This window comes from Salmonella sp. SJTUF15591, assembly GCF_043356435.1.
GTDB classification, from domain to species: Bacteria; Pseudomonadota; Gammaproteobacteria; order Enterobacterales; family Enterobacteriaceae; genus Salmonella; species Salmonella enterica.
In genome coordinates this window covers 184008-197629 of the sequence record NZ_JBEUJO010000008.1, presented here as the reverse complement: position 1 = coordinate 197629, position 13622 = coordinate 184008, and the positions used below count along the sequence as shown (strand labels likewise).

Genomic DNA, 13622 nt, shown 5'->3' with positions numbered 1-13622 from the left:
CCATTTCAATTAACCGCAATGCGGATTACGTTGTAAATCAATCAGATTACATAGAGCTTTGGTACGGCAGAATGTTCGAACGCAACATTTCTTGCGTGCCGAGGCCGTAGTTAGAGCTCAAACCGCGCAGCTCAATGTTGAAGCCAATCGCGTTATCATAAATCGCGTGTTGTTTATCGTTATCCCAACCGTTCAGCTTACGTTCGTATCCGACGCGGATCGCATAGCAGCAAGAGTTGTACTGCAAGCCGAGCATCTGGTCTGCAGGTTTGCTCGAATTGGTATCGAAGTAGTACGCGCCGACAATCGACCAGCGATCGGCAATCGGCCAACTTGCCACCGCGCCCACCTGGTTGATGCCGTTTTTATACTGCTCTGCCGTGGAATAATACGAAGGCAACGTAGCCTGAATATATTCCGGGCTGGCATAGCGGTAGTTCAACTGTACCAGACGATCCTGATCCCGACGGTATTCGAGGCTGCTGCTGCTGGTAGCGACGCTATCCAGACGGGTATCGTACTGCACTCCGCTACGCAGCCCCCAGCGTTCTGAAATACGCCAGTAAGTGTCGCCTGCCCAAACCAGCGAACCGGTTTTGTCGTCATTCTCCCATTTAATGTTGTCATCGCCGGTGCGAGACTCCGTGAAATAGTAGATTTGACCAACAGAAACGTTAAAACGTTCAACGGCGGCATCATCATAAATGCGTGTTGTGACGCCTGTCGTGACCTGGTTGGCGGAAGCAATACGGTCGAGACCGCCATAAGTGCGGTCGCGGAACAGGCCGTTATAGTCGGATTGCAGCAAAGAAGAATCGTAGTTATAGATGCCGCTCTGGTCGCGGTACGGCACATACAGGTACTGCACGCGTGGTTCCAGCGTCTGGGTATATCCCGGCGCCAGCATCGCCATATCGCGTTCGAAGATGAGCTTACCGTCGACTTTAAACTGCGGCATGACGCGGTTAACCGAATCTTCCAGCTTATTTTTATTGTTTGGATCGCTGTTATAGCTGTCCAGATTCGTTTGCTGATAGTGCGTCGCCATCAGCTTCGCTTCGGTGTTCAGGCTGCCCCAGCGGTTGGAGAGCGGCAAATTAATGGTTGGCTCCAGGTGGACGCGGGTCGCTTCCGGCATATTGTCTTTGGTGTTAACAAAGTGCACCGCCTGGCCGTAAATCCGGGTATCAAACGGCCCGAGATCGTTATGGTAGTAGTTAACGTCTAACTGCGGCTCCGCAGAGTAGCTGCTGGTGTTTTGATCGTTAAAGACCTGGAATTGTTTGGTCGACACCGTAGCGTCAAAGTTTTGTACGGCGTAGCCGATGCTGAATTTCTGCGTTGCGTAGCCGTCGGTACTGGAACCGTACTTACTGTCGAAATCATTAAAGTAGCTGGAGTCGCTGACTTTGGTGTAATCGACGTTAAAACGCCACACCTGATCCATCACGCCTGAGTGCTGCCAGTAGAATAACCAGCGGTGCTTATCGCCCTCTTTGGGATGTTCGTCCTCGTAGACTTTATCAGAAGGCAGATAATCTAATTCCATCAACCCGGCGCCTGCCTGCGTGAGATAACGGAATTCGTTCTCCCACATAATATTGCCGCGGCGGTGCATATAGTGCGGGGTGATGGTGGCGTCCATATTGGGCGCGATGTTCCAGTAATACGGTAAGTAGAACTCGAAATAGTTCTTGGTCGTGTATTTCGCGTTCGGGATCAGGAAACCTGAGCGACGTTTGTCACCGACGGGGAGCTGTAAATAGGGGCTATAAAAGATCGGAACCGGACCTACTTTAAACCGGGCGTTCCAGATCTCCGCAACCTGTTCTTCACGGTCATGGATGACTTCACTCCCCACCACGCTCCAGGTATCGGAGCCAGGCAGACAGGAGGTAAAGCTGCCGTTTTCCAGAATGGTATAGCGGTTTTCGCCGCGCTGCTTCATGAGATCGGCTTTACCGCGCCCCTGACGGCCCACCATCTGGTAATCGCCTTCCCAGACGTTCGTGTCTTTGGTGTTCAGGTTCGCCCAGCCCTTCGGCCCTTTAAGGATGACCTGATTATCATCATAATGCACATTACCCAGCGCATCGACGGTGCGTACAGGTTCCGGCTGACCTTCCGCCTGCTTCTGATGAAGCTGCACTTCATCCGCTTGCAGGCGGCTATTCCCCTGCATAATGTCCACGTTGCCGGTAAAAACGGCATCGTCCGGGTAGTTACCTTTAGCGTTATCGGCATTGATAGTAACCGGCAGATCGTTGGTATCGCCTTTTACCAGAGGACGATCGTAGCTCGGCACGCCCAACATACACTGTGAGGCGAGATCGGCTGCCAGCCCCTGATGACTATAAAGGGCGCTGGCGATCATGGTGGCCAGAAGAGTGGGAATACGTTTTTTCATACGTTGTATTTATTGTTCCATCATCGGTAGCGTTGCGCGTGACAAACGGTCACAGCCTAACTTACTCATCTTCGCTGCGCCAGTGTTAATCCTGCCGTTTAGCGTCTGTGGTGTTAGGCACGGCATTGAATGACAGGTATGATAATGCAAATTATAGGCGATGTCCCACAATTGACCGTAGCCTTCATTCGCAGAAAAGCACCTTATTTTGTGGGAGATAGCCTCACCGATAGCGTAACGTTTTGGGGAGTCTATGCAGTACTGGGGAAAGATAATTGGCGTCGCCGTAGCCCTGATGATGGGCGGCGGCTTTTGGGGCGTGGTCCTGGGTCTGCTGGTGGGCCATATGTTCGACAAAGCCCGCAGCCGAAAAATGGCGTGGTTTGCCAACCAGCGGGAACGGCAGGCGCTGTTTTTTGCCACCACCTTTGAGGTGATGGGCCACTTAACCAAATCAAAAGGACGGGTGACGGAAGCGGATATTCATATCGCCAGTCAGTTGATGGATCGTATGAATTTACACGGCGATTCACGTACTGCCGCGCAGAACGCCTTTCGGGTCGGAAAAGCGGATAATTACCCATTACGTGAAAAGATGCGGCAGTTTCGTAGCGTCTGCTTCGGGCGTTTTGATCTGATCCGGATGTTTCTGGAAATTCAGATCCAGGCGGCGTTTGCCGATGGCTCGCTACACCCTAATGAGCGGGAAGTGCTGTATGTGATTGCGGAAGAGCTAGGTATTTCCCGCGTACAGTTCGATCAGTTTCTGCGCATGATGCAGGGCGGCGCGCAGTTTGGCGGCGGTTATCATCAACAGTCCGGCGGCGGCTGGCAGCAGGCGCAGCGCGGCCCGACGCTGGAAGATGCCTGTAATGTGCTGGGGGTTAAAACCACCGACGATGCAACCACCATTAAACGCGCTTATCGCAAACTGATGAGCGAGCATCATCCCGATAAGCTGGTGGCCAAAGGTTTGCCGCCGGAGATGATGGAGATGGCGAAGCAAAAAGCGCAGGAAATTCAGAAAGCGTATGAGCTAATCAAAGAACAGAAAGGCTTCAAGTGATTGAATTGCCGGATGCGGCTAGCGCCTTATCCGGCCTACGTTAATGAATGTAGGCCGGGCAAGCGAAGCGCCCCGGCATAAATTGGCTCAGAATTTAAAAATCTGCCGGGACTTTAAACGTCATGCTGTTACCGTAAGCGGGATGGGTAATGGTCAGCATTTCGGCGTGTAACTGCAAACGCGGCGCTAGCGACAACGCTTCCGGCGAGGCGTAAAACCGATCGCCTAAAATCGGGTGGCCTAACGCCAGCATATGCACACGAAGCTGATGCGAACGCCCGGTGATCGGTTTGAGCACCACGCGGGCGGTATTATCCGCCGCAAATTCCACCACGTTATATTCCGTTTGCGCCGGTTTGCCGGTTTCATAACACACTTTCTGCTTTGGCCGGTTCGGCCAGTCGCAGATGAGCGGTAAGTCGACCAGTCCTTCCGCCGGGGAGGGATGCCCCCATACGCGCGCCACATACTGCTTTTTCGGCTCACGTTCGCGGAACTGGCGTTTTAGCTCCCGCTCCGCGGCTTTGGTCAGCGCCACTACAATCACGCCGCTGGTGGCCATATCCAGACGATGCACCGACTCTGCCTGCGGGTAGTCGCGCTGGATACGCGTCATAATGCTGTCTTTGTGCGCTTCCAGACGCCCCGGCACGGACAACAGGCCGCTGGGCTTATTGACCACCATAATGTGCTCATCCTGATACAGGATAACCAGCCAGGGTTCCTGCGGCGGATTGTAGTTTTCCATCCCCATGTACGGCTCCGTTATTGGTGCGTGACGACGATAAGACGCAGCGCGTCCAGACGCCAGCCTGCCTGATTCAGGCTTTCCAGTACCTGCTGACGGTTGCTGTCGATAGCGGCAAGTTCGTCGTCGCGAATGTTCGGGTTGACGGCGCGCAGCGCTTCCAGACGCGACAGTTCCCCGGACAGTTTTTCATCCGCCTCGCGACGCGCGTTATCAATCAGCGCTCTGGCGGACTTTTCAATCTGCGTCTCGCCCAGTTGCAAAATGGCGTGGACGTCCTGTTGCACGGCGTTCACCAGTTTGCTGCCGGTGTGGCGATTCACGGCGCTGAGCTGGCGGTTGAAGGTTTCAAACTCGACCTGGGCGGCCAGATTGTTGCCGTTTTTATCTAACAGCATACGTACCGGCGTCGGCGGCAGGAAGCGGTTCAGTTGTAGCTGTTTCGGCGCCTGCGCTTCCACGACGTAAACCAGTTCGACCAGCAGCGTGCCGACGGGCAGCGCTTTATTTTTCAACAGCGAAATGGTGCTGCTGCCGGTGTCGCCGGAGAGGATCAGATCCAGTCCGTTACGGATGAGCGGATGTTCCCAGGTAATAAACTGCGCATCTTCGCGAGACAGGGCTACGTCACGTTCAAACGTGATAGTACAGCCGTCTTCCGGCAGGCCGGGGAAATCCGGCACCAACATGTGGTCGGACGGCGTCAGCACGATCAGGTTGTCGCCGCGATCGTCCTGGTTAATGCCGACGATATCGAACAGGTTCATGGCGAACGCGATCAGGTTGGTGTCGTCGTCCTGTTCTTCAATGCTTTGTGCGAGCTGTTGGGCTTTTTCTCCGCCGTTGGAGTGGATCTCCAGCAGGCGGTCGCGGCCCTGTTCTAACTGGGCTTTTAGCGCTTCATGTTGCTCGCGGCAGGATTTGATCAGATCGTCAAACCCGTCGGTTTCTTCAGGCGCGGCCAGATAGTTAATCAGACTGGCGTAGGCTGAATCATAAATCGCGCGACCAGTTGGACAGGTGTGCTCAAAGGCGTCCAGCCCTTCGTGATACCAGCGAACCAGCACCGACTGGGCGGTTTTTTCCAGGTACGGGACGTGGATCTGGATATCATGCGCCTGGCCGATACGATCCAGACGACCAATACGCTGTTCCAGCAGATCCGGGTTAAACGGCAAGTCGAACATCACCAGATTGCTGGCAAACTGGAAGTTACGTCCTTCGGAGCCGATTTCGGAACATAACAGCACCTGCGCGCCGGTATCTTCTTCGGCGAACCAGGCGGCGGCGCGGTCGCGTTCAATAATCGACATGCCCTCATGGAACACGGCGGCGCGGATGCCTTCGCGTTCGCGCAGCACCTGTTCCAGCTGTAACGCGGTGGTCGCTTTGGCGCAGATCACCAGCACTTTTTGCGAACGATGGCTGGTCAGATAGCCCATCAGCCACTCAACGCGTGGGTCGAAGTTCCACCAGGTGCCGGTATCGCCTTCGAACTCCTGATAAATTTGTTCCGGATAGAGCATATCGCGGGCGCGATCTTCCGCGCTTTTACGCGCGCCCATAATGCCGGAGACCTTAATGGCGGTCTGATACTGGGTCGGCAGCGGCAGTTTTACCGTATGCAGTTCACGTTTCGGGAACCCCTTGACGCCGTTACGGGTGTTGCGGAACAGAACGCGGCTGGTGCCGTGGCGATCCATCAGCATCGACACCAGCTCATCACGGGCGGCCTGCGCGTCGTCGCGATCGCTATTAGCGGCCTGCAACAGCGGTTCAATATCCTGTTCGCCGATCAGATCGCCCAGCCTGTTCAGTTCGTCGTTGCTGAGTTTATTGCCCGCCAGCAGCATGGCCACCGCATCAGCGACAGGGCGGTAGTTTTTCTGTTCTTCGACAAACTGTTCGAAATCGTGGAAACGGTTCGGATCGAGCAGGCGCAGACGGGCGAAATGGCTTTCCATCCCCAGCTGTTCTGGCGTGGCGGTCAGCAGCAGCACGCCCGGTACGCGTTCAGCTAATTGTTCGATGGCCATATATTCACGGCTCGGCGCATCGGTGCTCCACACCAGATGATGCGCTTCGTCGACCACCAGCAAATCCCACTCGGCGTCGCACAAATGTTCCAGACGCTGCTTATTACGGCGGGCGAAATCCAGCGAGCAGATCACCAGTTGTTCGGTTTCAAACGGGTTATACGCGTCGTGCTGCGCTTCGGTATAGCGTTCGTCATCGAACAGCGCGAAGCGCAGGTTGAAACGGCGCAGCATTTCTACCAGCCACTGGTGTTGCAGGGTTTCCGGAACAATGATCAATACGCGTTCCGCCGCGCCGGATAATAACTGTTGATGCAGAATCATCCCGGCTTCAATGGTTTTACCTAAGCCCACTTCATCCGCCAGCAGTACGCGCGGCGCGTGGCGACGACCCACATCATGAGCGATATTAAGCTGATGCGGGATCAGATTGGTCCGCTGACCGCGCAGGCCGCTGTATGGCATCCGGTACTGCTCGCTCTGAAATTTACGGGCGCGATAGCGCAGCGCGAACCGATCCATTCGATCGATTTGACCGGCGAACAGACGATCCTGGGGCTTACTGAAAACCAACTTGCTGTCGAGCAGAACCTCGCGCAACGTCACATTGGTCTCTTCGGTATCCAGGCGGGTGCCGACATAAACAAGCAGGCCATTTTCTTCTTTTACTTCATCGATATGTAGCTGCCAGCCTTCATGGCTTGTAATCGTATCGCCAGGGTTGAACATGACGCGGGTCACGGGAGAATCACTGCGCGCATACAGGCGGTTTTCCCCCGTGGACGGGAAAAGTAAGGTGACGGTTCGCGCATCCATCGCAACAACGGTTCCAAGTCCCAGCTCGCTTTCTGTATCGCTGATCCAGCGTTGACCAAGTGTAAAAGGCATATGTGTTCGGCTCTATATCTTTAATTGCAGGCATTACTCGCCATTCCCAGGCGACAGCACTGGATAATTGCGAGTATACGACCCCGCTACCAGGCTAATGTGGTAGTGGCGTTAATTAGGTCCAGGAATGGAAAGGGCGCTATGGTACTGGAAGGCGGCGCTTTCGTCACGCGTCAAAATAGCCCCAGTTGCCCGGTCAGTAGTGTAGCAAAATTATCTTCAACGAAGGGAAGAATTCCTTCCGCCACGGGTTGTAGCTGGCGGGTAAGATAGTGTTCGTAATCCAGCGGCGACTGCTGGTAATCCACGGGCTCGGGGCCGTTAACAGTCCAGACATATTTTATGGCGCCGCGATTCTGATACTGCGCCGGACGACCCTGCTTCAGGTTTTGTTCATCCGCCAGCCGGGCGGCGCGAACGTGCGGCGGAACGTTACGTTGGTACTCATGTAAAGGGCGACGCAGACGCTTACGATAAACCAGCTGCGCGTCCAGCTCGCCCGCCATCAGTTTATCAATAGTCTCGCGCACATAGTCTTGATAAGGTTCATTGCGAAAAACGCGCAGATACAGCTCCTGTTGAAAGCGCTGCGCCAGCGGCGTCCAGTCGGTCCGCACCGTTTCCAGACCTTTAAATACCATGCGCTGGCTGTCGCCTTCCTGAATCAGACCCGCGTAGCGTTTTTTACTGCCAGTATCCGCGCCGCGGATGGTCGGCATCAGAAAACGGCAAAAGTGGGTTTCAAACTCCAGCTCCAGCGCGCTGGTCAAATTTTGCTGTTGTAACGTCTGCGCCCACCATTCGTTCACGTGACGCACCAGCCTGTGCCCGATTTCCGCCGCGTCGGCTTCTGAATGCGCGCGCCGGAGCCAGACGAAAGTGGAATCGGTATCGCCATAAATTACGTTATAACCCTGCGCCTCAATCAGCGCTTTGGTCTGGCGCATAATCGCATGGCCGCGCATGGTGATTGACGACGCCAGACGGGGATCGAAAAAGCGACAGGCCGTGGTGCCGAGTACGCCATAAAAGGCGTTCATAATGATTTTAAGCGCCTGCGAGAGCGGTTTATTACCCTGACGTTTGGCTTCATCGCGCCCGTGCCAGATTTGGCTAACAATTTCCGGCAGGCAGTGCTTTTCTCGTGAAAACCAGGCGTCAAGGAAACCTTCGGTACTGTGTTCCGGATCCGGCTGCGCCATGCCTTCGACCAGCCCGACGGGATCAATCAAAAACGTGCGGATAATCGACGGGTACAGGCTTTTATAATCCAGCACCAGTACTGAATCGTATAATCCGGGTTGTGAATCCATTACGTAGCCGCCGGGACTTGCCAGCGGCGGCACTTCGCCGAGATTGGGCGCGACATAGCCGGCGCGGTGCATTCGCGGAAAGTAAAGATGCCCGAATGCGGCGACCGAACCGCCGTGGCGATCGACCGGCAGGCCGTTGATCGTCGCGCGTTCCAGCAAAAACGGCATGATCTCGGTTTTATGGAAAATGCGCGTGACCAGCTCGCAGTCTTTCAGGTTGTAGGTGGCGAGGGCGGGTTTATCCTGGGCAAAGCGGCGATCGATCTCATCCATACGATCCCAGGGATTCTCAATGGATTTTCCTTCGCCGAGCAGTTCCTGCGAGACGGCTTCCAGCGAAAAAGACGAAAAATTCCAGAACGCGGATTTAAGCGCGTCGATACCATCGATAATGACTCGCCCTCTGGCCTGGGCGAAAAAAACGCCGTTTTTGAAGCCATGTTCGCGCCACTCCAGTTCGCTATTGTCTCGCCCCAGCCGTAAAGGGATACGGTAGCGTTCGGCATGTTTTTGCAGCATACGCAGGTCGAACTGCACCACGTTCCAGCCGATGATGACGTCAGGATCATGTTCGGCAAACCAGGCGTTGAGTTTTTCCAGCAACTGCGGGCGGCTGGCGACATACACAAGCTCGAAGTCCAGTTGGCGGTCATCGCCATTCGCCGGACCCAGCATATAAACGGTACGCTGGCCGCAGCCTTCCAGACCAATGCAATACAGTTCGCCGTGTCGCGTGGTTTCGATATCCAGCGAGACCCATTTTAGCGGCGGTCGATAGTCGGGGTGGGGTTTAAGACGCGCATTGCGGATAACGCCGTTGCGCATCTCGCCGTCTACCCAAACGGGCGACGTAATAAAACGCTCCATCAGGTAACGTTCCGGCGGGCGTACATCCGCTTCATAAACGGTGACGCCGTTTTCGCGCAGCAGTTTCTCCATCCGCATAAGCTGGCGGTGAGTACGGCAATACAGACCGGAGACCGGCTGACGATGAAAGTCTCGCAGCTGGAGCGGCGTCAGGCGATAGTCTTTTTCCGCCTGTAGCAGCGAGGCGGCGCGGGAGGTCTGGCTGGTCGGAATAAACGCCACGGACTCTTGCGGCGCCAGCGTTGCCTGCACAGGGCCGTTGTCTGTCGCCAGCCAGAAAGAGACCTCCGTCCCTTGCGGCGTATCCCGCCAGTGCCGGGTTAAAATGAAACCTGCCTGCGCCACGATGATTACCTGTCTAAAAAATTCACGCTAATTATAACCTGTTTTAGGGGGTAATACTGTTATTTTGTACAGGCATATAACGTAAAAACCGATATCCGCTGTAATAAAAAGTTTCTCGCAGTAAGAAGCGGGTTTTCGCCCACCAGGATTTATAGCGGGTGGATCGCGTGGGTGATGAGCGGCTATCGATACCATTATCCTGAGCGATAGTTTTCAGACGCAGCATATGCAGCGGATCGCTGACCAGTAACGCTGTGCGCCATTGTTGTTGTCGCAGTATCTGTTTTGCGTAACGAATATTTTCGCGCGTCACGGTAGAGCGCTCTTCAATAAAAATCGCCTTAGCCGGAATCCCTTTTTCCAGAACGTATTGACGGGCTATCGCCGCGTCGGAAACCGTTGCGCCAGCGCCGTAGCCGCCGGTTAATACCAACGCGCGGACAATGTGTTGTTGGTAAAGCCAGATGGCATGATCCAGTCTGGCCTGAAAAACGGGAGAAGGCGTTTTTCCGCTAACGCCTGCTCCTGCGACAATCGCGCAGTCAGCTACGCGCGTCTGGTTTTGCTGACTGAACTGATAAATAGCGATGGCATTATGGATAAACACCGTAGCCATAATGAGAATTATGCCTGCCGCGATTCTGATGATGTAGCGATATTTCATGAATGAGTTCGTTCCCCGTGACGGGTGTAATGGATATTTTAACGATAAAATGGCTTTTAGCGTCAGATATTTTTGCTGACGTATATTTATCAATATAATGATGCCAGTATATACAGCAGATATAATTATCCTATAACTGCTAATTTTGAATCATGTTTATTTACCATTTTTACCCATGTATTAGCCGTTTTGTGTCAAGTCTGTTTTCATACATTCAGTATTTTTCAGAAAGGCGCTTGTTCGAATCTGTTACTTATTTCTCGGATTAACAAAAAAGCGATATTTTTTGTTTGTTTTACTTAATGAAAAGTGTAACAATTTCATTTGGAACATCCGCACCGTCAGGTAGAAATATAATATTCCAATTGGCCGCTATGGTTAAATAAAAATGGATTACAGTGCGAATTCGTCGGGAACTCTCTGCATAATTTAATTTTTATTTTAGAATATAATTTTAATTTGACTTTCGGGTGCGGGTGTTTTTATCAAAATTTGTGGTATTCGGGAATGATCTTTTATGAATGTGAGTATGCAGGCGCGTCTGGTAGGGAGCGACCGTTATCTTTTCGTCAATACTCAACGCGCTAACCCTTCCATAAAAACCGTGAGTCGATTTTTTGAGTATAAAACATGGACAGAACAAATTTGGCGTACCGAGATTATTGAAAACGGCAATGCTTTTTTTCACTGGCAAGGACACGACAGAAAAAACGGACATCGGGATACCATTATTAACTATCTGTTAAATGGGCAACGCTGGCAGTCAACAATCGAAGATTATATTTTCTTCCATGCGCTGGAAGGAAAAGCGTGGCAGGGACATTATGATAATATTATTGAATATGTGAGTTCTGATCATTACGTCTATCAAAGCGCATTTGCTGAATATATCACCGACCAGATTCATCAACGCGCCCCCCATGGGACGCGTTTTTAGAGGCATTACTGCCCGTAATAGGCTTTTGCGCCGTGTTTGCGTAGATAGTGTTTATCCAGCAGGGATTGCTGCATGTCGGGCAACTGCGGCGCAAGATGGCGGCAGAAGATCCCCATATAGGCCACTTCTTCCAGCACGATGGCGTTATGCACGGCATCCTCGGCATTTTTACCCCAGGCAAACGGGCCGTGCGAATGGACAAGCACGCCGGGCATTTGAGCGGCGTCAATGCCTTGTTTTTCAAAGGCTTCAACAATGACATTGCCCGTTTCCCATTCATACTCGCCATTAATTTCCGCCTCGGTCATTTTGCGAGTGCAGGGAATCGTACCGTAGAAATAGTCGGCGTGGGTGGTGCCCGTCGCCGGAATCGGCTGACCCGCCTGCGCCCAGATAGTCGCGTGGCGCGAATGGGTGTGTACGATGCCGCCGATAGTCGGAAATGCCTGATATAACAAACGGTGGGTTGGCGTATCGGACGACGGTTTCTTATGGCCTTCAACGACTTCACCAGTCTCCAGGCTGACCACCACCATATCGTCAGCGGTCATGACGCTATAATCGACGCCGGACGGCTTAATCACCAGTACGCCGCGTTCGCGATCGACGGCGCTGACGTTACCCCAGGTAAGGGTGACCAGGTTGTGTTTTGGCAGCGCCAGATTGGCTTCCAGTACCTGGCGTTTGAGATCTTCTAACATTGTTTTCTCCCTGCCGGATGGCGCTTCGCTTATCCGGCCTACGAGCGACGGTGTGCCGGATGGCGACACAAATGCCTTATTCGGCCTACAGGACCGTAGGCCCGGTAAATGCAGTGCCGCCGGGCATTCAGACTCCACTTTTAGCGTTTTAAACCGTAATACACCTCGTTCCAGCGCAGCGCGTCCTTAAAGGCCGGCAGACGGGTATCATTATCAATTACCGCGATTTCGATATCGTGTATTTCTGCGAACTGGCGCATATCGTTCAGATCCAGCGCGTGGCTGAAGACGGTATGGTGCGCGCCGCCAGCCAGAATCCACGCTTCGGAGGCGGTCGGCAGATCCGGCTGCGCCTTCCACAGCGCGTTAGCCACCGGCAGTTTCGGCAGGGAGTGCGGCGTTTTTACGGTGTCAATGCAGTTGACCAGCAGGCGATAACGATCGCCGAGGTCGATCAGGCTGGCGACGATCGCCGGGCCTGTTTGGGTATTGAAAATCAAACGCGCCGGATCTTCCTTGCCGCCAATGCCGAGGTGCTGGACGTCGAGGATCGGTTTCTCTTCCACTGCGATGGACGGACACACTTCCAGCATGTGCGAGCCGAGCACCAGATCGTTGCCTTTCTCGAAGTGGTAGGTGTAATCCTCCATAAATGAGGTGCCGCCCTGCAGACCGGTTGACATCACTTTCATAATGCGAAGCAGAGCGGCGGTTTTCCAGTCGCCTTCGCCCGCAAAGCCGTAGCCCTGTTGCATAAGACGCTGTACGGCCAGACCCGGGAGTTGTTTCAGGCCGTGCAAATCTTCAAATGTCGTCGTAAAGGCGTGAAAGCCGCCCTGTTCCAGGAAACGCTTCATACCGAGTTCAATACGCGCCGCCTCCCGCACGTTCTGGCGTTTATTGCCGTGGATTTGGGTGGCGGGCGTCAGGGTATAGCTGCTTTCATACTCGTCAATCAGAGCGTTGATATCGCCGTCGCCGATAGAATTCACCACCTGCACCAGATCGCCGACCGCCCAGGTATTGACCGAAAAGCCAAATTTGATTTGCGCGGCCACTTTATCACCGTCAGTCACTGCGACTTCACGCATATTGTCGCCGAAGCGGCAGACTTTTAGCTGGCGGGTATCCTGTTTAGAGACCGCCTGGCGCATCCAGGCGCCGATACGCGTATGGGCCTCTTTATCCTGCCAGTGGCCAGTGACGACCGCGTGCTGCTGGCGCATCCGCGCGCCGATAAAACCGAACTCGCGGCCGCCGTGCGCAGTCTGGTTCAGGTTCATAAAGTCCATATCGATGCTGTCCCACGGCAGGGCGGCGTTAAATTGGGTATGGAATTGCAGTAGTGGTTTGCTAAGAATACTCAGCCCGTTGATCCACATTTTGGCCGGGGAGAAGGTGTGCAGCCAGACCACCAGCCCTGCGCAGCGATCGTCATAATTGGCGTCACGACAAATGGCGGTAATCTCATCCGGCGAGGTGCCCAGCGGTTTTAATACCAGTTTACATGGCAGTTTGGCTTCGGTATTCAGCGCGTTGACCACATGCTCGGCATGTTGGGTGACCTGACGCAGGGTTTCTGCGCCATACAAATGCTGGCTGCCAATCACAAACCATACTTCATAATTATCAAAAATCGTCATTGTCGTG

9 protein-coding genes are annotated in these 13622 nt (G+C 53.7%); 2 read left to right on the top strand and 7 right to left on the bottom strand.

Going from position 1 to position 13622, the window contains the following annotated elements; translation table 11 throughout:
• Window positions 1–46: 46 nt before the first annotated feature.
• Window positions 47–2407 carry an LPS assembly protein LptD gene (lptD, locus tag ABVM99_RS18645; protein ID WP_052938539.1) on the bottom strand — a complete coding sequence of 787 codons (2361 nt, stop codon included), beginning with the start codon at window positions 2405–2407 and terminating at the stop codon, window positions 47–49.
• 253 nt (window positions 2408–2660) lie between these two features.
• Between lptD and djlA the strand changes: the two genes are divergently transcribed.
• Window positions 2661–3473, top strand: a complete 813-nt coding sequence (djlA, locus tag ABVM99_RS18640; protein ID WP_001200595.1) for a co-chaperone DjlA — start codon at window positions 2661–2663, stop codon at window positions 3471–3473.
• Window positions 3474–3567: 94 nt separating this feature from the next.
• On the opposite strand, the gene rluA is transcribed toward djlA, so the two are convergent.
• From rluA to ABVM99_RS18620, 4 genes are all read right to left on the bottom strand, one after another.
• Window positions 3568–4227 (bottom strand): bifunctional tRNA pseudouridine(32) synthase/23S rRNA pseudouridine(746) synthase RluA, encoded by a 660-nt coding sequence (gene rluA / locus ABVM99_RS18635; RefSeq protein WP_000525196.1) that lies wholly within the window; start codon window positions 4225–4227, stop codon window positions 3568–3570.
• A gap of 11 nt (window positions 4228–4238) precedes the next feature.
• The gene (gene rapA / locus ABVM99_RS18630; protein WP_001116966.1) at window positions 4239–7145 is read right to left on the bottom strand and encodes an RNA polymerase-associated protein RapA; all 2907 of its coding nucleotides are present in this window, start codon (window positions 7143–7145) and stop codon (window positions 4239–4241) included.
• Between the two features lie 173 nt (window positions 7146–7318).
• On the bottom strand, window positions 7319–9670 hold the full coding sequence (gene polB / locus ABVM99_RS18625) for a DNA polymerase II (protein ID WP_023195792.1): 2352 nt from the start codon (window positions 9668–9670) through the stop codon (window positions 7319–7321).
• A 43-nt stretch (window positions 9671–9713) separates the two neighbouring features.
• A complete protein-coding gene (locus tag ABVM99_RS18620) occupies window positions 9714–10334 on the bottom strand; it encodes a YdcF family protein (protein WP_023181834.1) in 621 nt (206 codons plus the stop codon).
• Window positions 10335–10851: 517 nt separating this feature from the next.
• On the opposite strand from ABVM99_RS18620, the gene ABVM99_RS18615 reads away from it, so the two are divergent.
• A complete protein-coding gene (locus ABVM99_RS18615; RefSeq protein ID WP_001103154.1) occupies window positions 10852–11271 on the top strand; it encodes a DUF4751 family protein in 420 nt (139 codons plus the stop codon).
• A gap of 5 nt (window positions 11272–11276) precedes the next feature.
• Here the strand turns inward: ABVM99_RS18615 and araD are convergent, their stop codons facing one another.
• Both araD and araA read right to left on the bottom strand, forming a co-directional pair.
• A complete protein-coding gene (gene araD / locus ABVM99_RS18610) occupies window positions 11277–11972 on the bottom strand; it encodes an L-ribulose-5-phosphate 4-epimerase (protein WP_023195791.1) in 696 nt (231 codons plus the stop codon).
• 140 nt (window positions 11973–12112) lie between these two features.
• Window positions 12113–13615, bottom strand: coding sequence for an L-arabinose isomerase (gene araA / locus ABVM99_RS18605; protein ID WP_023195790.1), 1503 nt, complete (start codon window positions 13613–13615; stop codon window positions 12113–12115).
• Window positions 13616–13622 lie beyond the last annotated feature (7 nt).

Bases quoted from the DNA above. Each gene is read 5' to 3' on its own strand.
- lptD (WP_052938539.1), bottom strand. From the start codon at position 2,407: ATGAAAAAACGTATTCCCACTCTTCTGGCCACCATGATCGCCAGCGCC.
- rluA (WP_000525196.1), bottom strand. From the start codon at position 4,227: ATGGGGATGGAAAACTACAATCCGCCGCAGGAACCCTGGCTGGTTATC.
- araD (WP_023195791.1), bottom strand. From the start codon at position 11,972: ATGTTAGAAGATCTCAAACGCCAGGTACTGGAAGCCAATCTGGCGCTG.
- araA (WP_023195790.1), bottom strand. From the start codon at position 13,615: ATGACGATTTTTGATAATTATGAAGTATGGTTTGTGATTGGCAGCCAG.
- rapA (WP_001116966.1), bottom strand. From the start codon at position 7,145: ATGCCTTTTACACTTGGTCAACGCTGGATCAGCGATACAGAAAGCGAG.
- ABVM99_RS18615 (WP_001103154.1), top strand. From the start codon at position 10,852: ATGAATGTGAGTATGCAGGCGCGTCTGGTAGGGAGCGACCGTTATCTT.
- ABVM99_RS18620 (WP_023181834.1), bottom strand. From the start codon at position 10,334: ATGAAATATCGCTACATCATCAGAATCGCGGCAGGCATAATTCTCATT.
- djlA (WP_001200595.1), top strand. From the start codon at position 2,661: ATGCAGTACTGGGGAAAGATAATTGGCGTCGCCGTAGCCCTGATGATG.